Source organism: Segniliparus rugosus ATCC BAA-974 (genome assembly GCF_000185725.2).
In the GTDB taxonomy this organism is placed as follows: domain Bacteria; phylum Actinomycetota; class Actinomycetes; order Mycobacteriales; family Mycobacteriaceae; genus Segniliparus; species Segniliparus rugosus.
This window is the reverse complement of record NZ_KI391954.1, coordinates 195,643-217,286: the sequence shown is the minus strand read 5'-3', so window position 1 is coordinate 217,286 and position 21,644 is coordinate 195,643. Positions and strand designations below refer to the sequence as shown.

Sequence of the window (21,644 nt, the reverse complement as noted above, 5' to 3'; positions counted from 1 at the left end):
CCCCGATGACCCGCGTGTTACAAGAGCGGACCGGCTTCAGCTACGGCAACAAGACGAGCCGAGTGCCGCTCATGCCGCCCGCCTCGACGAGCGCGTGCGCCGTCGCGGCCTCGGACAGCGGCATCGTCTTGATCATTTTCGGGGCCAAGGCTCCGGCCGCGAGCAGCTCGCCGACCTTCGCGGCGGCGCGGCCAAGCTGTTCGGGCTTCGCGCGGCTGATGACGAAGCCGATGACGGAGCCGTCGCGCATGTACAGCTTGCCCAGCGGCAGCACCGGCGCGCTGCGCGCCCCGGCCAGGACGATAATTCTGCCGCCTGGCGCGAGCAGGTCCACGGCGAGCCCGAGGTCGTTCTCGCCGAACGCGTCCACGTACACGTCCACCTTGTCCGAGTGGCGGACCCGCGCCTCAGACTGCCAGTCGCCGCGCCGGTCCAGCACTTCGGCCGCCCCCGCGGCCAGGCAGCGTTGCTCGTCGGCGCTGGACGCGACCGCCACCACGCGCGCCCCGGCCTTGGCCGCCATCGTGACGACAGCCGTCCCGACGTTCCCCCCCGCGCCGACGACGAGCACCGTCTGGCCCGCGTGCGCCCTTCCGTGCTCATGCACCGCGAGATACGCGGTGGACCCCGGATGCGCGGCCGCGACGGCGACGACCGGGTCCACGCCGTCGGGCAGGCGGTACAGCCGGTCCTGGCCGACCACGGCGAATTCGGCGGCGGCCCCTTGCCTGCCCGCATGGCCGAGGCTGGAGCACCAGACCTGCTCGCCGACCGAGAAACCCGTCACCGCCTCGCCGAGCTCGTGGACCGCGCCGACGAGGTCTCGGCCGATGACGAACGGGAAGGGGATCTCCGTCGCGTACAGCCCGGAGCGCACAAACGTGTCCACCGGGTTCACCGACACGGCCGACACGCGCACCAGCACCTCCCCTTGGCCGGGGCGGGGCGTCGGGAGCTCGCCGTGCCGAATGCTTTCCGCAGGGCCGAGCTTTTCGACAAAGGCTGCGCGCATGGGCCCATGATGCCCCAGTCCCCCGCCCGTCCGGGGAGCCGCCGCCGGATTCCGTCAAGGCCGCCGGATTCCGTCAAGTCTGCCGCAGGTCCGTCACGCTTGGCGTGCGCGAAACTCCGCGAACTGACAAAAGACCGGTCAATTGACAGAGAACAAAACGGAATGGCCCTGCCTTCGGACGGCCCAATTAGCGTGGCGGGAGGCGGCCTCGAGGCTGCCGGCATTTCGACGACAACCGAGGATCTGATGGCTAGCTCTGAGAAGACTCCCGCAGCGCTCTGGCAAGTGGGCACGCTTGGCTTCGGAGCATTCGCAGCGGGCACCGACGAATTCGTGCTCGCGGGCGTCCTCCCTCAGTTCAGCAGCTCCTTGCAGCTCTCCGTCGCCACAGCGGGGCAAGTCGTGACCGTGTTCGCCCTGACCTCGGCGCTGGCGGCCCCGGTGCTCGCGGTGCTCACCGCCGCCTGGCCGCGCAAGCGCGTCCTGCTGACGGGCATCGCCGCCGTGTTCGCGGGCAACGTCGTCGCCGCGCTCGCCACCTCGTTCCCGCAGGTGCTCGTCGGGATGGCGGTGGCCGCGCTCGGCGCAGGCCTGTTCATCCCCGGGGCCGCCGCGACCGCCGCCGCCATCGCAGGACCGAAGTGGAGCGGCCAGGCCATCGCCATCGTGTTCACCGGAATGACCGTTGCGATGTCGCTCGGCGCGCCCATCGGCACGATCATCGCGAACTCGTTCGACTGGCACGCGACGATGTGGTTCGTCGTCCTCCTCGCCGGGCTCGCCGCCCCGGCGCTCGCGCTCTGGGTGCCGGAAGTCGGCTCCGGCGAGGACGGCGACGAGCAAAGCTTGCGGAGCAAACTCGCCCCGCTCGCGGACCGCAAGGTGCTCGTCACCCTGCTGACCACGACGAGCGCCTTCATCGCGATCTACATCGTCTACACCTACATCAGCGCGATCTTCGCAGGGGCCACCGGCGGCTCGGGCGACCGTCTTGCCGCCTTGCTGTTCGTGTACGGCCTGGTCGGGGTGGTCGCGAACTACGTGTCCGGGGTGCTCGCGGACCGTTTCGGCCCGCGTTGGGTCGTCGCGAGCACCCTGCTCCTGCTCATCGCGCTGCTCGTGGCCATGCCGCTCGCCGAAAACTCGTTCGGCCCCGCGCTGTTCGCGACCGCCGTGTACGGCTACGCGGGCTGGGCGGTCTCCGCCCCCCAGCAGTTCCGGCTGATCAGCATCCGCCCGAAGGCGGCGGCGATCCTCGCCTCGCTGCACTCCACGTCCATCTATCTCGCGATCTCCCTCTCCGGGATCATCGGAGGCTTCGGCCTGAGCGCGCTCGGCGCGGGCTCGGTCACCTTCCTCGCGGCGGCCTTCGGAGCCGCCGCCCTCGTCCTCTCCGAAATCTCGCACCGCATGCGCGGCTGCGCGGCAGAAGCCGAAACGGACGATCTGCCCGAACCAGACGCTGTCGCAGCGTCCTGACCTCACGCTGAACTCATAAAAGCACACACGAAAGGGAACGCACATGTGCGGAATCGCAGGCTGGGTCGACTTCCAGCGAGATCTGAAGGACCAGGTCGCCATCGCCCAAAAGATGACCGACACCATGGCTCTGCGCGGGCCGGACGACGAGGGCCTGTGGGTCGGCGAGCACGCGGCGCTCGGGCATCGGCGGCTCTCCATCATCGATCTCGAAGGCGGCCGCCAGCCCATGCTCTCCCCCGAGACCGGGCCGGACGGCGAACCGCTCGCCGTGCTCAGCTACAGCGGCGAGGTGTACAACTTCACCGAGCTGCGCGAAGAGCTGGTCCGGCTCGGCCACCGGTTCCAGACCCGCAGCGACACCGAAGTGGTGCTGCGCTCGTACCTGCAGTGGGGGCTCGGCTTCATCGAGCGCCTCAACGGCATTTACGCCTTCGCGGTGTGGGATTCTGCCAGGCAGGAGCTGTTCCTCGTCCGCGACCGGCTCGGGGTCAAACCGCTCTTCTACTACCCGTTGCCGAACGGCGTGCTGTTCGGCTCGGAGCCTAAGGCGATCCTCGCGAACCCCGCCGCGGCGCGCGAGCTGACTCTCGACGGACTGCGCGACACCCTGGGCTTTTTCCGCACTCCGGGGCAGACCCCGTTGCGCGGGATGCACGAGGTCAAACCCGGCCACCTTGTGAAAGTCGGCAGGGACGGGCTCGTCGAGCAGAAATACTGGGAACTCCAGGTCCGCGAGCACACCGACGACCTGCCGACCACGATCGCCACGATCCGGGGGCTGCTCGACGACATCGTCGCCCGGCAGTTGATCGCCGACGTCCCGCTGTGCACTCTGCTCTCCGGCGGGCTGGATTCGAGCACCATCACCGCGCTGGCGCAACGCACCTTGGACGCGAACGGCGGCGGCAAAGTGAAGTCGTTCTCCGTCGACTTCGCCGAGCACGGCGACAACTTCCGGCCGGGCTTCTTGCACACCACCCCGGACGCGCCCTTCGTCGCCGACCTCGCCCGGCACGCGGGCACCGACCACAGCAATATCGTGCTCGACACCAAGCAGATCGCCGACGCGGGCGTCCGCAAAGCCGTCCTGCGCGCGTGGGACCTCCCCTACAGCGACGCCGACCACGACCCGTCGATCTTCCTGCTGTTCCAGGCCATCCGGCAGCACTCGACGGTCGCCCTCTCCGGCGAGGTGGCCGACGAGATCTTCGGCGGCTACCGGTGGAACCACGACCCGAGAGCCGTGCAGGCGGACACCTTCCCGTGGCACGGCATCGCCGACTTCCCCGTCGGGGAGCGCGCGGCGCAATTCCTCGACCCGAAGCTCGCTGACCAGCTGCAACTGACCGAGTACATCGCCGAGCAGTACCAGTCCGCTGTGAACGAGGTGCCGCGCATCCCCGGCGAGGATCCCTTCGAGCGACGGATGCGGGTCGCGCTCTACCTCAACCTGACCCGGTGGATGCCGCTCCTGCTCGACCGCAAGGACCGGATGAGCATGGCAGTCGGGCTCGAAGCCCGCGTGCCGTTCTGCGACCACCGTTTGATCGAGTACGTGTTCAACACGCCGTGGTCGATGAAGGTCTTCGACGGCAACGAGAAGAGCCTGCTGCGCGCGGCGGCCAAGGACGTGCTGCCCGAGTCCATCGTGGAGCGCCGCAAAGTGCCCTACCCTTCCGCGCAAGACCTCAGCTACGACCAGGCGATCCGCGACGACCTTGGCGAGATCGCGCGGCGGCCGGAGGCTCCCGCCCGGCCGCTGCTCGACCTGGACGCGGTGGAAAAGCATCTGGCGACTCCGCTCGCCGAGCCATACACCATGCTGCAACGGCTGGCGTACACGGAGATCCCCACCCGCCTGAACGCGTGGCTGGAGGAGTACGAGGTCGAGCTGGCGGTCTAACGCTCAGAACTTGTCCGGATGGAACGTCTTCGCCAAAAACTGCGCGAGTTCGGGGACTTTCGGGCCCGCCTCGAAGAGGCCGTCGTCCAAGCCGCCCATGCCTTCGACCTTCTGCGCGAGCGTCGCGTCAGCCGGCGGCGTGGAGCCTTTGACCAGCAGGAGCACGTCCGGCTGCATTTCCTTGATCGAGGCCCAGTCGGAATCGATCCACTGCCCCTCGCCCGTGGCCACGTTCGCGCCGCCCGCGTACGACAGCAGCGCTTGGGGTATCGAAGCCGGGCCGGCCAGCTTCGGGGTCTGCCCCCGCGCGTCCACAATGGCCACGTTCGGCTTGGGCAGGCCGCGCAACCGCTTGCCCAACTGCTCGAACGTCTTCTGCCAATCGTAGATCAGCTTCGCGGCGGCTTTCGGCACGCCGAAAATATCGCCAATAGTCGCCACCTCGAGATACACCGTGTCGAGAGTCTGCGGGTGGCCGGGACAGGACAGGACGCTGATATGCGTCGGATGGTCGTAGGCCCGCAGGCCGTCGCGCAGCGGGGCTCCGCCCGCGATCGGGTCTTGGGCGGGCACGTGGCCGGTGATCCCCGCCATGGTTCCGGAGTACACGAAGTCGGCGTTCGTTGCTCGGATTTTGGCGAAGTCAGGCCCGAGGTTGGCCGCGACGATGCTCTTCGACAGGCCGAGCGCGTCGAGCAGGTCGGTCGCGCCGGGCGTGAGCGTCACCGCCCGGATCGGGGCCAGGTCGTACTTCACCGTGAACCCGCAGTTGTCCCTGTCGTGGTAGGGGAAAACCCCGCGCGAGTCGTTGGTGTTGTCCGGCAACGGCATCGAGCATCCCGACAGCCCGAGCGCCGCCGCCACCGCGCCCGCCCTCAAAACGCCCGCCCCGAGGGCGCTCGCGAATCTCGACGGGACTTTTCGGCGCGGCTTCATCACCAAGTACACTAGTCGCATGTCGCAGACCGAAGCGCCCGCCCTCCCAGCCCACCACGACGAGCACGCGCCGCATCCCGCGCAAGCGCGCTGGTACGAAGCCCCGAAGGTGGACCTCGCGGAGGAGCCTTCCGGCCAGTGGGGCTGGCATGGCGAGTACCCGAACGCCTATCGCTGGATCGCGCTCGCCACGATCGCCTCGCTGCTCGTGATGCTCATCGGCAACCACAAGGGCCATGTCGAGGACGTCTGGCTGATCGCATTCGCCGCGATCACCGCGCTGTGGCTGGTCGTCGACATCGTCTCCAAGCGCGGTCGCTGGAAGCGTTAGGCGCGTGAGCCCGTCTGGCTCACGCGAAACACGAGCCTTGCTCTAACCGCGCCCCTCGCGCCCAATCGGTCGCGCGCATCGGGCCTTTGCCCTCTGGCCGCACCTCGCCGAGGACGAGCGGTTCGGAACCGGTCCCGACATAGACCGCCGACTTCGTCGCCCGCAGCTCGCCCGGTCCGAGTTCGGAGACTGCTTCCTGCGCCTTGGCGAGCGGACCGAGTTTGAGGCGCTTGTCGTGCAGGAGCGTCCATGCCCCCGGCGCGGGCGTCATCGCCCGGATCCGCCGGTCCACCACATGCGACGGGAGATCCCAGCGCACCCGCGCGTCTGCGGCGGAAATCTTCGAGGCGTACGAGGCTCCGTCCTCGGCCTGCGGCACAGGAGCCAGCGCGCCCGCCTCGATCCCGGCGAGCGTGGTGGCCAAGAGCTGCGCGCCCGACTCCGCGAGGCGGTCGAGCAGCGCGCCGCCCGTGTCCGTGTCCCTGATCCGCTCCGTCGCCTGGCCGAACACCGGCCCGGTGTCGAGCCCTTCCTCAAGGAGGAAGGTGCTCACGCCGGTGATCTCGTCGCCAGCAGCGATGGCGGCCTGCGCGGGCGCGGCTCCCCGCCAGGCGGGCAGCAAGGAGAAGTGCACGTTCACCCAGCCGTGCTTCGGGACGGCGAGCAAAGCGGGGGGGATCAGCGCCCCGTACCCGACGATGGGGGCGCAATCCGGCGCGAGCTCGCGCAGCGCCTCCTGGAATTGCGGGTCTTTCGCGCTCGTCGGGGCGAGGACCGGCACGCCGCGCTCCTCGGCTAGCGCGCCGACCGGGGACGGTTTGCGGGCGAGGCCGCGACCGGAGCGGGCGGGCGGGCGGGTGACGACCGCGAGCACCTCGTGTTTGCCCTCGTCCAGGATCTTCGCGAGCGAGACCGCCGCGACCTCGGGGCTTCCGGCGAACACGAGTCGCATGCTCGATCTCCTCTCATCGGGAACGCCGGGCGGCGTTGGCGACGTCGATTCTACGTCGCCAACGCCGCCCGGCAGGTCAGCGATCAACCGTCTTCGGAATACCGCTTCTCATCCGGCTCCGCTTCCGCGTCGTCGGCGAGCAGCGCGTACAGCTTGCGCCGCGCGCCAGAAAGGATCTCCACGGCCTTGTCGTTCTGATCGGGGTCGCCGATCACGACCAGCTGCTGTAGCGCCCCCATGAGCTTGCGGCCTTCCGCCCACAAGTCACGCGCGGGATCGGGCTCGTCCGAATCGGCCCACACCTCGCGCAGTTCGGCTCCGAATTCGGCGACGTGCGCGCGGCCCGCCTCCGTGAGCTTGGCGGTCTTGCGGCCATCCTGCTCTTCGATGAGCACGAAGCCCTCGTCGCGGAGCTTCGCGAGAGCCGGGTAGATCGAGCCGGGGCTCGGCCGCCAGGCTCCGTTCGAGCGCTCGCTGATCCGCCGCATGAGCTCGTAGCCGTGCAGCGGCTCCTCGGCGAGGAGGGTGAGGATCGCCGCGCGGAGGTCGAAATTCCGCCGGTCATGGCCGTGGTGGCGGCGCTTGTGCCCACGCCCTCGGCCCCTGCCGTGCGGAGCCCCGCCCCAGCCCGGGCCGACGAACGGCTCGAAGCCAGGCCCGAAGCCGCCGGGGCCAAAGCCCCCAGGGCCGCACTGCGGGCCGCCTTCACGCCCCCGGCCGGAGCCCCAGCTGCGTCCTGCCGGGCCGAAGCCGAAGCTCGGCCGCTCGAAGGCGGAGCCTGGCCGCCGGAACGCCGCGCGGGCAGCGAACGCGCGACGGGCCCCGTCGATCATTTCCGCCGGAATCCGGTCGAACGCGTCGAAGTACACTGGTCTGAACATAATTTTCTCCTTCGTTTCCGTCTCTGGCCGACATTCGATACAATGTCGATATATCGAATATACATCGACATTTTCTTCCGTCAAGAGTTTTATCGATATATCGATGTGGGCTACCTCACACGGGTCCGATACCAGGCCGGGAACTCCTCCAGCGTCCGCAACACCACGTCGGCTCCGGCCGACCGCAAGCCGTCGGCTTCCGTGGCCCCGGTGGCGACGGCGACCGCCGCGCAACCCGCGACACGCGCGGCCACGACGTCGCCCGGATGGTCCCCCACGTACACGTGCGCCCCTTCCTCGCGCAACGCCGGAGCCTTCCCCTCGGCGAACACCCCGCCGTGCACCGCGTCGACGGCCTTGGCCAACCCCGCGTGCGCCAATGCCTCGTGGACGAGGAACTCCGCCTTGGCCGACACGACGACGCACCGCCCGCCGAGATCGCGCACCGCGTCGAGCGCAGCTGCGGCCCCCGGAGCCGCAGGGCAGGACGGGGCCCGGTCGGAGCGGTAATGCAGCCGGTATTGCCGCGTGAACGCCTCCGGGTCAAGGCGCGGGGCCAACTGCGCGGCCTTGTGCGCGAGCGGGAAGCCCAGGAGCGGGACCAGGTCCGCCTCCCCGACTTCGACTCCGAGGTCGGCGAAACCGGCCATCGCCGCGAAAAGAATCCGGGCACGAGTGTCCACCAAAGTCAGATCGAGATCGAAACCAACGACAGGAGAAGGCATGGCGTCCACGCTACGCGAACGGCAAAGCCGCAGACCGCCGCGCGGGCTCCGAGGGTCAGCCGATGTGGGCGGGATCGACCTTCACCCGGACGTGTTCGCCCTCGCCTCTGGTCGAGACGAGGGACCGCGCCTCGCGCAGCGCCGCAGAAAGCGCCGGCCCCTGCCTGCGGGGCACTCGGATCAGCATCCGGACCTGCTGCCCGCTCTCGTCCTCGTCCAACTCGACTGGACCGAGCACGTCCGCCGTTTCCGGCAACCGCGCGACAGCGAGAAAACGTTCCACCGCTTGGGCCTCCCCTTCGACCGCGGCCATCCGCACCGCCGGGGTGAAGCCGAGCTCTTCGCGGTCGGCGAGCTCTTGCTCCGCCAGCCACCAAGGGTCCCATCGGACCAGCGCCTCCACCGCGGGGGAGGACGCGTCCGCTGTGATGACCACTCTGCCGCCCTGCGCCGAAGGGCGGACCAGCGACGCGGCGTGGAACCAGACCTGGGCGGCCTGCTCGACCACGCGAAGATGCTGGCGGTCGAGCAGCTGCCACGCGTCGAGCAGGATCGCGGCCCCGTACCCGCCCGGCTCCCCCTCTCCTTTGGCCGCGACGTGGGGTTCCGCGCCGGGAGTGGCGACGACCAGCATCGGGGACGAAGGTATGCGATCCACGATCCGCTCCCCTGAGCTTTGTTTGACCCTCGCCCCTGGGAACGCGCGGCCGAACTCCTCGGCCGTGCGCTCCGCCCCTTTCACCCCGGCCCGGACGCTGCGCGCCCCGCACGCGGCGCACACGAAATTCGGCTCGGGCTCGCCGCACCAGCCGCATCGCATCTCCCCCTCACGTCCCAGAGCAAGCGGCCCATGGCAATGCCTGCACCGCGCCGCCGCCCGGCAACGAGCGCAGGAGAGCGCCGCCAAATACCCTTTGCGGGGCGTTTGCACCAGCACCGGAGCCCCGACTGGAGCGCCGCCCGCGCCGCCTGGAACGCCGAGCCCGGCAACCTCGCAGAACGGGCAAGCGGGTCGCGGGACAGCTCGAAGTCGCTCTCCCCCGCGACCGTGACGCGCGGAGCCGAGGCCCGCAGCTCCGCGCGCCCGGCGTGGATCCCGTGCGCCCAGCCGGAGTCGACGAGGAGCCTGCCCTGCGGCGTCACGACGTGTCCTGCGACGAGCAACGCGCAACCCGCCTCCTGCGCGCGCAGGATCGCGACCTCCCTGGCGTGGTAGTAGGGGGCGCGTTGCTCATGATGGCTCTCGTCGCCGTCGTCCCAGATCGCGACCAGGCCGAGGTCCGGAACGGGCGCGAACGTGGCGGCTCTGGTGCCCACGACGCACCACACCTGGCCGCGCAGCGCGGCCAGCCACTGCCCGTACCGCGCGGACGGCCCGGCTTCCGCCGTCACGACCGCGACCGCGCGCGGGCCGAGGATCTCGTGGCACGCCTCGGACAACGCCCGGACGTCCCGCCCGTCCGGAGCCACCAGCACGCTGGCGCGGCCCCGGCTCGCGGCGACAGCCGCGAGTTCCGCGAACCGGCGGGCCCACGACTCCCCCGGCAGCGCGGACCACACCCCCCTCGGCGCGCGGCCCTCGGCCAAGGCCGCGACGAACGCGGCCCCGTGCTCGTAGCGGGACCACCCGTCGGCCTGGCCGCTCAGTGGCTGCGTGCGCCGGGAGGTCGCCGGAGCCGCTTCCTCGGTCCGCGCGTGCCTCGGGGGGATCGCCAGGCGCAGCACTTCGTTGCGCGTGCCCGCGTACCTCGCCGCCACCGCCGCCACGAGCGCGCGAAGCTCTGCGGGGAAGACCCGCTCGGGCGAGACCACGCGGTGCAATGGCGCCAGGCGGCCCTCGTGGTCGCTGCGCTGCGCGCGCTCCAGCAAGAGCCCGTCCACGAGCCTCCCCGCGAACCGCACCCGCACGCGCACGCCCGGCTGCGCCGCCTCGTCCTGCTCGGCGGTCACGAGGTAGTCGAACTCCCGGTCCAGGTGCGCGGGGCCGAGGAGCGGCAGCACCTTCGCCACGGGCAACGACTGCGCCACTGTCAGCCCGGTCGTCTTCACCGCATCACGGTACCGACACCGTCCGCCACCGCCGCCGCCAGCGTAGCCCGGCTGGCCGCAAGGCGTCGAATAATCTGCATGTCAAAGCATAAAACAAATACTCCTGGCACACCTGGTTACCAGCAGTAATAACCCTATTCGATAAGCTCAAGGCATCTGCACAGCGCAGCCTGGTCGAAAAATCGACGGCGAAACCACGCCATCGGCTGCATAAATTTCAGCGAGAGGACGCAGATCTGAACGCGCCAAACACGGCCCAAAACATCGGACATGCCGCCAAACGGAGACTCGACCGGCTGGTGTTCGGCTTCACCGCGCTCTGCTCGTTGGCCTTCGTTGCCTGGGGCGTCCTCGACCAGCAAGGGCTCGCCTCGACCGCGACGAGCGCGCAGTCCTGGGTGATCACCCGAGCGGGCTGGCTCTTCGTCTTGATCTCGTCCGCGTTCGTCGTCTACGTCCTCTGGCTGGCCGCGAGCCGCTACGGCAAGATCCCGCTCGGCGCGGACGACGAGGAGCCCGAGTTCCGCACGGTCTCCTGGATCGCGATGATGTTCAGCGCTGGCATGGGCATCGGCCTGATGTTCTGGGGAGCGGCCGAGCCGTTGTCGCATTTCATCAACCCGCCGCCGGGGATCGCCAAGCCGGAGGGCGCGCAAGCGGTCAAAGTGGCGATGGCGACCACGCTGTTCCACTGGACGTTGCACCCGTGGGCCATCTACGCCGTCGTCGGCCTCGCCATCGCGTACGGCACCTTCCGCAAAGGACGCTCGCAGCTGGTCTCGTCGATGTTCCGCCCGATCCTCGGCCGGCGCGCCGACGGCCTCGGCGGACGCGTCATCGACATGATGGCGATCTTCGCGACCCTCTTCGGCTCCGCCGCCTCGCTCGGGCTCGGCGCGTTGCAGATCGCCGCGGGCGTGGAGTTCAACGGCTGGGCCGGCTCCATCGGCAAAACCGGGCTCGTCGTTATCATCACGGCTTTGACCTGTGCTTTCGTCGTCTCGGCTGTTTCCGGGGTCGCGAAGGGCATTCAGTGGCTCTCGAACATCAATATGGTGCTCGCCGTGCTGATCGCGCTGTTCGTCTTCCTCGCCGGCCCCACGCTGGTGATGCTCAACCTCCTGCCGCAAGCTCTTGGCAACTACATCGGGATGCTGCCGGAGATGGCCTCGCGGACCGGCGCGGCAGGCGGCCCGACCATGGAGACATGGCTGTCCAAATGGACGATCTTCTACTGGGCCTGGTGGATCTCGTGGACCCCGTTCGTCGGGATGTTCATCGCCAGGATCAGCCGGGGCCGCACCATCCGCCAGTTCGTCACCGGCGTGCTGCTCGTCCCGAGCCTGGTCAGCCTCGTGTGGTTCGTCGTGTTCGGCGGCGCGGCGATCGACCAGCAGCGCCAGACGCACGACCTGACCGAGCCGAACGGGACGGTCGACGCGGACTTCGCGCTGTTCCACCTGCTCGCCCACTACCCGCTCGCGTCGGCCGTCACCTCCCTCGTGATGGTCCTCGTCGCGATCTTCTTCGTCTCCGGAGCCGACGCCGCGTCGATCGTCATGGGCACGCTGTCGGAGAAAGGCAGCATCGAGCCTTCCCGGCTGACGGTGATCTTCTGGGGCGCGGCGACCGGGGCCGTCGCCGTCATCATGCTCGTCATCGCCGACCCGGACGACCTCGGCGGCGCGCTGAACGGGCTCCAGGCGCTGACGACCGTGGTCGCCCTGCCGTTCGCCGTTGTCATGGTCTTCCTCTGCGTCGCGCTGTACCGGGACGTGCGCGTCGACCCGGTGATCCTGCGCGAGAACCATTGCAGCGCGCTCGTCGAAGAGGCCGTCGTGAACGGCCTGGAGCGCCACGACGGCGGCTTCCAGCTCGTGACGGAGGAAATCGTGGAAGAGGCGGAAGAGGCGTCGACATGACTGTCGACGCCTCTTCCTCGGTGCGGTGAGCCTTTAGAGGCCGGCCGCGGCTTTCAGCGCGTCCGCCCGGTCGGTCTGCTCCCATGGCAGCTCCACGTCCGTGCGGCCGAAGTGGCCGTATGCGGCGGTCGGCGCGTAGATCGGGCGCAGCAGGTCCAAGTCGCGGATGATCGCGGCAGGACGCAGGTCGAAGACCTCGCTGAGCGCGGCGCGGATCTTCACGGGGTCGACGTGCTCGGTGCCGAAGGTCTCCACGAAGAGGCCGACCGGAGCGGCCTTGCCGATGGCGTACGCCACCTGGGTCTCCACCCGGTCCGCGAGGCCAGCCGCCACGACGTTCTTCGCGACCCAGCGCATCGCGTACGCGGCGGAGCGGTCCACCTTCGAGGGGTCTTTGCCGGAGAACGCGCCGCCGCCGTGGCGGGCGAACCCGCCGTAGGTGTCGACGATGATCTTGCGGCCGGTCAGCCCGGCGTCGCCCATCGGGCCGCCGAGGACGAACTTTCCGGTCGGGTTGACCAGGAGCCGGAAGTCCGACACGTCCAGCCCGTCCGCCGCCGCGCCCTGCAGCACGGGCTCGACCACGGCCTTGCGGATGTCGGGGCGAGGAGGTTGTCAAGGTCGATGTCGGCGGCGTGCTGGGTGGAGACGACCACCGTGTCCACCCGCACCGCTTTGTCGCCGTCGTATTCGATGGTCACCTGGGTCTTGCCGTCCGGACGCAGGTACGGCAGCACGCCGGTCTTGCGGACTTCGGTCAGCCGCCGGGAGAGGCGGTGCGCCAACGAGATGGGCAGCGGCATCAGCTCGGGGGTGTCGCGGGTCGCGAAGCCGAACATGAGGCCCTGGTCTCCCGCGCCCTGCTTGTCGATGTCGTCGAGCAGCCCGTCCACCCGCGACTCGTACGCCGTGTCGACGCCCTGGGCGATGTCCGGGGACTGCGCGCCGATGGCGATGTTGACCCCGCAGGAGTTCCCGTCGAAGCCCTTGGAGGAGGAGTCGTAGCCGATGTCGAGGATCTTCTCGCGCACGATGTGCGGGATGTCCGCGTACGCCTTCGTGGTGACCTCGCCCGCGACGTGCACCTGGCCGGTGGTCACCAACGTCTCCACCGCGACGCGGGAGGCGGGGTCCTGCGCCAGCAAGGCGTCCAAGATCGAATCGCTGATCGCGTCACAGATCTTGTCGGGGTGCCCCTCTGTGACCGACTCACTGGTGAACAGCCGCCATCCTGCTTGGCTCATCTTCTTCTCCTCCGTGCATGTATCCGGCTGCCGCCACCGCAATACACGGGCAGCGGCTCACCATAGCCAACTACGTCCGGCCGCAAGGGCTCCTGCCGCGCCGTGTTCCTGCGATTGATTGCGCGCTGGCAACCAACGGGGCCATACTACTCGCTTCGAGAAAGCAGGGTCGCCGCCGCGTCCAGAACACGGCTCGCGATTGCCGCCTTCGACCCCCGCGCGAGGGCCGTCTCCGTCCCGTCCGTGCCGAGGATCCAGCCCGCGTTCTCGTCCACCTCGAACGCGTTGCCCTCGGTCACCGCGTTGACCACGAGCAGGTCGCAGCCCTTGCTCGCCAGTTTGCGCCGCGCGTGGAAAAGCACGTCGCCGCGCTCGTCCCCCGTCTCCGCCGCGAACCCGACGATCGTCAGGTCCGAGGGCAGCTCGCCCCGTTTCCGCGTCGCCACGAGCGAGGCGAGGATGTCCTCATTGCGCTCTAAAATCACCGGCTCGGGCTCCTCGCCGGTTTTCTTGATCTTCGTCGCCGAGACGGCCTTGGCCCGGAAATCGGCGACCGCGGCCGCCATCACCACGACGTCCACCTGGCCCGCCAGTTGGACCACGGCCTCCCCCATCTGCTGCGCGGTGGTCGTGCGCACCACCTTCACCGCGGCGGGGTCGGGCAGGCCCGCCGTCGTCCCGGCGACCAAGGTGACCTTCGCCCCGCGTTGGGCCGCGAGCCGCGCGACGGCGTAGCCCTGCTTGCCCGAGCTTCGGTTGCCCAGAAAGCGCACCGGGTCGAGCGGTTCCCGCGTGCCGCCCGCGGTCACGAGGACGCGAACCCCGACGAGGTCCCTCGGCAACGCGTCGGGCCGCTCCAACAGCAGCTGGCCGAGCGCTGCGATCTCCTCCGGCTCCGGCAGCCGCCCAGGGCCGCTGTCCGCGCCGGTGAGCCTGCCAGAGGCGGGCTCGACCACCACGGCTCCCCGCGCGCGCAGCGTCGCCACGTTCGCCTGGGTCGCGGGGTGCTCCCACATCTCGGTGTGCATCGCGGGGGCGAACAGCACCGGGCATCTGGCGGTGAGCAGCGTCGCGGTGAGCAGATCGTCGGCCTGCCCGTTGGCCGCCCGCGCGAGCAAGTCCGCGGTCGCGGGCGCGACGACGACCAACTCGGCCTCCTGGCCGAATCGGACGTGCGGCACGTGCGGCACGTCCTCGAAGATCTCCGCGCTGACCGTATGGCCGGACAGCGCCTCGAACGTGGCCGCGCCGACGAACTTGAGCGCCGATGCGGTGGGCAGAACCCGGACTTGGTGCCCGTCCTCCACATAGCGCCGGATGATCGAACACGCCTTGTACGCGGCGATGCCGCCGCCGACGCCGATCACAATCTTCCGACTCGTCATGAAACCCCAGTCTACGGTGCGGCTGAATCAGACCTGCGAACAGCTGGCAAAAGCACCGGACATCGAACGCCGACGCGGCCAACCGCGAAACGCAAGCACCGCGAAACTCCCGAGGAACCGCGTGGATGAGATACAAGGCCGCAGGCGACACGGCATACGGGAAAGCGAAAAACGAGCGCAGGACGCGACGCGGGGGCGCCTCGCACGAGCCTTGCGAGCGGGGGGCCGAGGACGCGGCAGACCGCCGCGCGGGACTCGGGCCTTACTGCTGCTGGCCCTCGGTGTGCTCCAAAAGCCCCTCGTGGATCTCGCGCAGCGCGATGGAGAGCGGCTTCTCCTGCAAGCCCGGCTCGACCAGCGGGCCGACGTAGTCGAACAGGCCCTCGCCGAGCTGGGTGTAGTAGTCGTTGATCTGGCGGGCGCGCTTGGCCCCGTAGATCACCAAGGCGTACTTGGAGGAGACGTGCTCCAGCAGCTCGTCGATCGGCGGGTTGGTGATGCCCTGCGGCGGGTCGAAAACGAGCGCGTCACTCATCTGCATAGCTCCTTGGGTTTGGGGTGGGCCCGCCTCACGATTCCTTGGCGGAACCCTCCGGCGAAGCTTCAAGTCGGTGGATCAACGATACCAGATCCTCCGCAGTCCGTTCCACATCCTGATTGACGACGACCTCGTCGAACTCCCCTTGCGCCGCGAGCTCCACCTGCGCAGTCTGCAAACGACGGGCGACCACGTCCTCGGTCTCCGTGCCCCGCCCGCGAAGCCGGGACACCAGCTCGTCCCAGTTCGGCGGGGCGAGGAAGACGAGGTAGGCCTCGGGGACGCGAGCCCTGAGGGCTCGCGCGCCGCCGAGGTCCACCTCTGTGAGCACGGAAAAGCCGCGCTCGACGGCCGCCCGCACCGGAGCCTCGGGGGTGCCGGAGCGGTGCAGGCCTTTATGAATGCTCGCCCATTCGAGGAACTCGTCATTCGCGACCATCTGGTCGAAGCGCTCGGGCGTGACGAAGTAGTAGTCCACACCGTCCTGCTCGCCGGGACGCTGTTCGCGCGTGGTCGCCGAGACGCTCACTCGAAGTTCGGGCATGATTTGGCGCATCCGGGCCACGATCGTGGATTTCCCCACGCCGCTCGGCCCGGTCAGCACCACCAAACGCCCTTGACGGGCCGACATTAGCCGCCGAACTTGGCCAAGAGCGCCTTGCGCTGACGCTCGCCGAGCCCACGCAGGCGACGGGTCGGGGCGATCTCCAGCTCGGTCATCGCCTCCTGCGCCTTGACCTTGCCGACCTTCGGCAGGGACTCCAGCAGCGCGGAGACCTTCATCTTGCCGAGGACGTCGTCCTGCTCGGCGTCTTCGAGGACCTTGGCGAGCTTCACCTTGCCCTGCTTCAACTTCTCCTTGAGCTCCGCGCGGGCCTTGCGGGCCGCAGCAGCCTTGTCCAGCGCCGCTTTACGCTGCTCGTCCGTCAACTGGGGAAGAGCCACCTTGCCTCCGTATCTTCGATTTCGTCTACATCGTGTTCTAGGCCGTCTTAGCCAGCCGGAAAGTGACCGTACCTGCTCGGTCTGCGCGATTGTGGGAGGACCCCCCTGTTTTCGCGGGTCAGCGTCCTGCCGAATCGGCGGAGATTTTCCCCGCGATCAACCAGATCACAGCAAATGCGCAGGTAGAATGGCGTTTACTCGCCTATCTCCGCAGTATTCGGTGATTCAGGATCCCAACGCCGAGGCCAGCGCGTCCGTCGCTCGTGTCGCCGCGTCCCGCAGAGCGCCGACAGCTGGGCCCGCGCGCAGCAACGACCGGGAAGCGGCCGCGAGCAGACGCTCCCGCCCGACCGGGAAGCGCCTTGCGACGTCCGCTTCGGTGGCTCCTTGCGCCCCGAGTCCCGGCGCGAGGACGACCCCGTTCAGAGCCGAGAGGTCGAGCCCGTGGTCGAAGGTGGCTCCGACGACCACGCCGCCCGGGCCCGTCGGCTCCTGGTTCCACCCGGCGACCTCGTCCACCACCGATTGCGCCACTGTGCGCCCGTCGGCGAGCCGGGCGGACTGCACCGCCCGCGCCTGGGCGTTCGAGGTGGCGGCGAGCACGATCACGCCCCGGCCCGCCTCCCTTGCCGCGACCACAGCGGGCCGCAGCGCCCCCGCGCCGAGGTACGTGGACAAGGTGACCGCGTCGGCCTTGAACGGCGCTCCTGGAGCCAGCCAGGCCTGCGCGTACGCCTGCAGGGTCGAGTCGATGTCGCCCCGTTTCGCGTCGGCGATCACCAGGGCTCCTGTTTTCGCCGCCGCATCCAAGCCCACTTGGAGCGCGGTGAGCCCGGCGGGCCCGTGCGCCTCGAAAAAGGCGACTTGGAATTTGATCGCCGGGGCCAAGTCCCCGAACGCGTCGACGCACCGCTGCGCGAAGACGGCAAGGCCCGACGGGTCGTTCGGCAGATTCCACGCCGCGAGCAGGTCGGGATGCGGGTCGACCCCGGCGCAGAGGTGCCCCCGCTCGGCGACGACGTCCCGAGCGCGGTCGTTGAAGCTCGGCTCAGTCACGGGCGGCCCATATGCTCGCGTGCAGCTCTTGCAGGGAGCGGACCCCGATGTCGCCGGAGATCCGCGCCTCGATGCCCTGCACGGCGGCGCTCGCGCCTTGCGCGGTGGTCACGCAGGGGATGTCGGCGACCACGGTCGCGCCCCGGATCTCGTAGCCGTCGCTGCGCGTCCCGGAATGCCCCGCGGGCGTGTTGATCACCATGGCGATCTCGCCGGCGCGGATGGCCTCCACGATGCTCTTCGGGCTCTCGCGCCCCTGCTCGCGGGCGGCGAGCACCTCGGAATGCTTGGCGACGACTTCGCAGTCGATGCCGTTGCGGCGCAGCATGTGCGCGGTGCCTTCGGTCGCGACGATCGAGAACCCGAGCGACGCGAGCCGGGACACCGCGAGCAGGAGCGAGCGTTTGTCCCGGTTGGCGATGGACACGAACACCTTCCCCGAGGTCGGCAGCTCGCCGTATGCCCCGGACTGGCTCTTCGCGTAGGCGCGTCCGAAATCGGTGTCGATGCCCATGACCTCGCCGGTGGACTTCATCTCCGGGGAGAGCAGGATGTCAAGGCCCTCCCCTCCCGGCTTGCGGAACCGGCTGAACGGCAGCACCGCCTCTTTGACCGCGACCGGGGCCGCCACGTCGAAGTCCGCGCCGTCCCCCGCCTTGGGCAACAGCCCCTCGCCGCGCAGCTGCGCGATGGTGGAGCCGAGCATGATCCGCGCGGCGCACTGCGCGAGCGGCAGCGCCATCGCCTTGGAGACGAACGGCGTGGTGCGCGAGGCGCGGGGGTTCGCCTCAAGGACGTAGAGCTGATCGTCCTTCAGGGCGAACTGCACGTTCATCAACCCGCGCACCCCGATGCCGAGCGCGAGCGCCTCGGTCTGGCGGCGCACCTCGGCGATGTCCGCGCGGCCGAGCGTCACCGGCGGCAGCGCGCACGCCGAGTCGCCCGAGTGGATGCCCGCCTCTTCGATGTGCTCCATGATCCCGCCGATGAAGACCTCGTCCCCGTCGCAGAGCGCGTCGACGTCGATCTCCAGCGCGTCTTCGAGGAAGCGGTCCACCAGCACCGGGTGCGCTGGCGAGAGTTCCGTGGCGCGCTCGACGTAGCCGCGCAGCGAGGCCTCGTCGTAGACGATCTCCATGCCCCGGCCGCCGAGGACGAACGAGGGCCGCACCAAGACCGGGTAGCCGATCCGGTCGGCCACCGAGGCGGCCTGCGCGGCGCTGGTGGCGACTCCGAACTTGGGCGCGGTCAGGCCGAGGGAGCCCAGCAGCTCGCCGAACTGGCCCCGGTCCTCCGCGAGAGCGATGGCGGAGGGCCCCGTGCCGACGATAGGCACGCCCGCCTCCTCGAGCGCCTCGGCGAGGCCGAGCGGAGTCTGCCCGCCGAGCTGCACGATCACCCCGGCGATCGTCCCGGACTCGGACTCGGCGCGGTAGACCTCCAGCACGTCCTCGAAGGTGAGCGGCTCGAAGTAGAGCCGGTCGGCGGTGTCGTAGTCGGTGGACACGGTCTCCGGGTTGCAGTTCACCATGACCGTCTCGTAGCCCGCCGCCGAAAGCGCCCGCGCGGCGTGCACGCAGGAGCAGTCGAACTCCACGCCCTGCCCGATCCGGTTCGGGCCGGAGCCGAGGATGAGCACTTTGGACCGCTCGCGCTGCGGGGCGACCTCGGTCTCCGCGTTCGGGTCGAGCTCATAGGCCGAGTAGTGGTACGGGGTCTTCGCCTCGAACTCCGCGGCGCAGGTGTCCACCGTCTTGAAGACCGGGCGCACCCCGAGGCGCTGGCGCAAAAGGCGCACGCCCGACTCCCCCGCCAGCTCGGGGCGGACCGCCGCGAGCTGGCGGTCCGAACAGCCGGCGCGCTTGGCCCGGCGCAGCAGCTCGGCGGTGAGCACCGGGGCGGATTCGAGCTCGCGACGCAGCTCGACCAGGCCCTCGATCTCGGCGAGGAACCACGGGTCCACCCCAGAAGCCTCCGCGACCTGCTCGATGCTCGCGCCGAGGCGCAACGCCTCCTCGATCTGGTACAGCCTCCCCTCGGTGGGGGTCCGCAGGGAGTCCAACAGTTCCGCCGCGCTCTTGCCGGAGTCGGGCAGCGTCCAGAAGCCGACCGCCTTGGTCTCCAGCGAGCGCATGGCCTTGCCGAGGGCTTCGGCGAAGTTGCGGCCGATGGCCATCGCCTCGCCGACCGACTTCATCGTGGTGGTGAGCGTCGTGTCCGCGCCGGGGAACTTCTCGAAGGCGAAGCGGGGCGCCTTGACCACGACGTAGTCCAGGGTCGGCTCGAAGCAGGCCGGCGTCTCGCCGGTGATGTCGTTGATGATCTCGTCCAGGGTGTAGCCGATGGCGAGCTTCGCGGCGATCTTCGCGATCGGGAAGCCCGTCGCCTTCGAGGCCAGCGCCGAGGAGCGCGAGACACGGGGGTTCATCTCGATGACGATGATCCGGCCGTCGGCCGGGTTCACCGCGAACTGGACGTTGCAGCCGCCGGTCGCGACGCCGACCTCCCGCAGGATCGCGATGCCGAGGTCCCGCAGGCGCTGGAACTCGCGGTCGGTGAGGGTCATCGCGGGCGCGACGGTGACCGAGTCGCCGGTGTGCACGCCGACCGGGTCGAAGTTCTCGATGGAGCAGACGACGACCACATTGTCCTTGCCGTCGCGCATAAGCTCGAGCTCGTACTCCTTCCACCCGTAGATGGACTCCTCGATGAGCACGTTCGCGGTGGGCGACGCGGCGAGGCCCGCGCCCGCGATCAGTTCGAGGTCTTCCTGGGTCCGCGCCAGGCCCGACCCGAGCCCGCCCATGGTGAAGCTGGGGCGAACCACGACCGGGAGGCCCAGCTCTGCGACGGTGTCCTGCACCTCGGCCATGCTGTAGCAGACCCGCGAGCGGGCGGACTCGCCGCCGATCTTCGTGACGATGTCCTTGAACCGCTGACGGTCCTCGCCGCGCTGGATGGCCTCCACGTCGGCCCCGATGAGCTCGACGCCGTACTTCTCCAGCACCCCGTTCTCGTAGAGGGCGATAGCCGTGTTGAGCGCGGTCTGCCCGCCGAGCGTGGCGAGGATCGCGTCGGGGCGCTCCTTGGCGATGACCTTCTCCACGAACTCCGGCGTGATCGGCTCGATGTAGGTGGCGTCCGCGAACTCCGGGTCGGTCATGATGGTGGCCGGGTTCGAGTTCACCAGCGAGACGCGCACCCCCTCCGCGCGCAAAACCCGGCACGCCTGCGTGCCGGAATAGTCGAACTCGCAGGCCTGCCCGATGACAATGGGGCCGGAGCCAATGACAAGGACATGTTTCAGGTCGGCACGACGTGGCATCAGCGAACCCCTCCCCTGTCGGCAACGCCGACGAACTCGCAGGCCTGCCCGATGACAATGGGGCCGGAGCCAATCACGACACAGCACTTACAAGAACAAAGTTTCAGGTCGGCACGACGTGGCACGTCGAGACCTCCTTTCCCGCCTCACTGGACGGTCCGTTAAAGGATGTCGAACGGCCTGATTCTAGCAGCAGCCGAGCCGGGCTCGGATCCTCTCGGGAGTATGCTCCGTGACATGGGCGGACAGCGGATCTCTGGAATGGCGCGATCCCTGCTGGCGGCCGCGGTTCTCCTCGTATCCTGCTTCGCCCTCCCAGAGGAGAGCGCCGAGGCGGACCCGCCATGCCCCGATCATTATTTGTGGGGGCAGGCGACGCTCCTGCTCAGCGCCCCCGCCTCGGCGGAGCAGGTCGGAGCGGCGCTTCCCTCGGACCTCGCGCTCGACCTCCGCGTCGGCGACGGCTGGCAGCCGCCCGCTGTCGGAACCCAAGGCCCCTTCTTCATGACCCAACGCCGCGAGCCGAGCAACGCCGCCCGCAGCAGCCTCTACGTCTCCGTCCAGCGGTCGAAGACCGGCGAAAGCCTCGAAGCCGAGATCCGCAAGGACCAAACCAACAATGTGCACGTCTCCATGCCGCCTCGGCCGGGCGAAGAAGGCTGGTCGATCGAGATCGTCCAGGATTCCGCCGCCGACTATCAGGGCTTCCCGTCCTGGTTCCGGCGAGTGCGCGATATATATCGGCTCGCCGACGGCCGCGTCTGCTCCCAGCGGGAGGAATCGCAGCGGGAGATCGCGGTCAAGACTCCGGCGAACGCCTACCTGATCACCGTGCACAGCTCCGTCTCGCCGCCGTCCTTCCCCGACCGGGGGGACGGCCCGCTGCCCGCGCAAACCGACTTCGACTCCGCCGCGGAGCAAGTCCGCACCGGCCTCGCCTTGCGGTAAGGCTGTATTC

Annotated in this window: 16 protein-coding genes and 2 pseudogenes; 5 read left to right on the top strand and 13 right to left on the bottom strand. The window is 69.3% G+C overall.

Annotated elements, in window-relative coordinates:
- Positions 1 to 40 precede the first annotated feature (40 nt).
- The gene (locus tag HMPREF9336_RS10965; protein ID WP_007466972.1) at positions 41 to 1,012 is read right to left on the bottom strand and encodes an NADPH:quinone reductase; all 972 of its coding nucleotides are present in this window, start codon (positions 1,010 to 1,012) and stop codon (positions 41 to 43) included.
- A gap of 246 nt (positions 1,013 to 1,258) precedes the next feature.
- Between HMPREF9336_RS10965 and HMPREF9336_RS10960 the strand changes: the two genes are divergently transcribed.
- Complete coding sequence (locus HMPREF9336_RS10960; RefSeq protein WP_007466970.1) at positions 1,259 to 2,491, top strand: MFS transporter; 1,233 nt, start codon at positions 1,259 to 1,261, stop codon at positions 2,489 to 2,491.
- Positions 2,492 to 2,534: 43 nt separating this feature from the next.
- Positions 2,535 to 4,397, top strand: coding sequence for an asparagine synthase (glutamine-hydrolyzing) (gene asnB, locus HMPREF9336_RS10955; protein WP_007466968.1), 1,863 nt, complete (start codon positions 2,535 to 2,537; stop codon positions 4,395 to 4,397).
- A gap of 3 nt (positions 4,398 to 4,400) precedes the next feature.
- Here the strand turns inward: asnB and HMPREF9336_RS10950 are convergent, their stop codons facing one another.
- A complete protein-coding gene (locus tag HMPREF9336_RS10950) occupies positions 4,401 to 5,354 on the bottom strand; it encodes an ABC transporter substrate-binding protein (RefSeq protein WP_007466966.1) in 954 nt (317 codons plus the stop codon).
- Between HMPREF9336_RS10950 and HMPREF9336_RS10945 the strand changes: the two genes are divergently transcribed.
- The gene (locus HMPREF9336_RS10945) at positions 5,353 to 5,664 is read left to right on the top strand and encodes a DUF2631 domain-containing protein (RefSeq protein WP_007466964.1); all 312 of its coding nucleotides are present in this window, start codon (positions 5,353 to 5,355) and stop codon (positions 5,662 to 5,664) included. The genes HMPREF9336_RS10950 and HMPREF9336_RS10945 overlap by 2 nt on opposite strands.
- Before the next feature lie 19 nt (positions 5,665 to 5,683).
- Here HMPREF9336_RS10945 and fmt read toward each other — a convergent pair whose 3' ends face one another.
- The 4 genes and pseudogenes from fmt to HMPREF9336_RS10925 form a co-directional block, all read right to left on the bottom strand.
- A complete protein-coding gene (fmt, locus tag HMPREF9336_RS10940; RefSeq protein ID WP_007466962.1) occupies positions 5,684 to 6,616 on the bottom strand; it encodes a methionyl-tRNA formyltransferase in 933 nt (310 codons plus the stop codon).
- Between the two features lie 83 nt (positions 6,617 to 6,699).
- Complete coding sequence (locus HMPREF9336_RS10935) at positions 6,700 to 7,497, bottom strand: PadR family transcriptional regulator (protein WP_021030521.1); 798 nt, start codon at positions 7,495 to 7,497, stop codon at positions 6,700 to 6,702.
- Between the two features lie 110 nt (positions 7,498 to 7,607).
- On the bottom strand, positions 7,608 to 8,222 hold the full coding sequence (locus tag HMPREF9336_RS10930; RefSeq protein WP_040585522.1) for an HAD family hydrolase: 615 nt from the start codon (positions 8,220 to 8,222) through the stop codon (positions 7,608 to 7,610).
- Between the two features lie 55 nt (positions 8,223 to 8,277).
- Positions 8,278 to 10,271, bottom strand: a pseudogene (locus tag HMPREF9336_RS10925) (primosomal protein N').
- 299 nt (positions 10,272 to 10,570) lie between these two features.
- Here HMPREF9336_RS10925 and HMPREF9336_RS10920 point away from each other — a divergent pair.
- Positions 10,571 to 12,193 carry a BCCT family transporter gene (locus tag HMPREF9336_RS10920; protein WP_007466952.1) on the top strand — a complete coding sequence of 541 codons (1,623 nt, stop codon included), beginning with the start codon at positions 10,571 to 10,573 and terminating at the stop codon, positions 12,191 to 12,193.
- A 33-nt stretch (positions 12,194 to 12,226) separates the two neighbouring features.
- Here the strand turns inward: HMPREF9336_RS10920 and metK are convergent.
- The 7 genes and pseudogenes from metK to carB form a co-directional block, all read right to left on the bottom strand.
- Positions 12,227 to 13,437, bottom strand: a pseudogene (metK, locus tag HMPREF9336_RS10915) (methionine adenosyltransferase).
- Between the two features lie 146 nt (positions 13,438 to 13,583).
- Positions 13,584 to 14,822, bottom strand: a complete 1,239-nt coding sequence (gene coaBC / locus HMPREF9336_RS10910; RefSeq protein ID WP_007466949.1) for a bifunctional phosphopantothenoylcysteine decarboxylase/phosphopantothenate--cysteine ligase CoaBC — start codon at positions 14,820 to 14,822, stop codon at positions 13,584 to 13,586.
- Between the two features lie 262 nt (positions 14,823 to 15,084).
- Positions 15,085 to 15,363, bottom strand: coding sequence for a DNA-directed RNA polymerase subunit omega (gene rpoZ, locus HMPREF9336_RS10905; RefSeq protein ID WP_040585519.1), 279 nt, complete (start codon positions 15,361 to 15,363; stop codon positions 15,085 to 15,087).
- A 28-nt stretch (positions 15,364 to 15,391) separates the two neighbouring features.
- On the bottom strand, positions 15,392 to 15,991 hold the full coding sequence (gene gmk / locus HMPREF9336_RS10900; protein ID WP_007466945.1) for a guanylate kinase: 600 nt from the start codon (positions 15,989 to 15,991) through the stop codon (positions 15,392 to 15,394).
- Positions 15,991 to 16,305: an integration host factor, actinobacterial type gene (mihF, locus tag HMPREF9336_RS10895; protein WP_007466944.1), complete on the bottom strand. Its 315-nt coding sequence runs from the start codon at positions 16,303 to 16,305 to the stop codon at positions 15,991 to 15,993. Before mihF ends, gmk begins: the two co-directional genes overlap by 1 nt.
- Before the next feature lie 225 nt (positions 16,306 to 16,530).
- Complete coding sequence (pyrF, locus tag HMPREF9336_RS10890) at positions 16,531 to 17,361, bottom strand: orotidine-5'-phosphate decarboxylase (protein WP_007466942.1); 831 nt, start codon at positions 17,359 to 17,361, stop codon at positions 16,531 to 16,533.
- Positions 17,354 to 20,686, bottom strand: a complete 3,333-nt coding sequence (carB, locus tag HMPREF9336_RS10885) for a carbamoyl-phosphate synthase large subunit (RefSeq protein WP_007466940.1) — start codon at positions 20,684 to 20,686, stop codon at positions 17,354 to 17,356. Before carB ends, pyrF begins: the two co-directional genes overlap by 8 nt.
- Positions 20,687 to 20,947: 261 nt before the next feature.
- Between carB and HMPREF9336_RS10880 the strand changes: the two genes are divergently transcribed.
- Entirely contained in the window at positions 20,948 to 21,634 is a 687-nt protein-coding gene (locus HMPREF9336_RS10880) for a hypothetical protein (RefSeq protein ID WP_021030513.1), read from the top strand.
- Positions 21,635 to 21,644 lie beyond the last annotated feature (10 nt).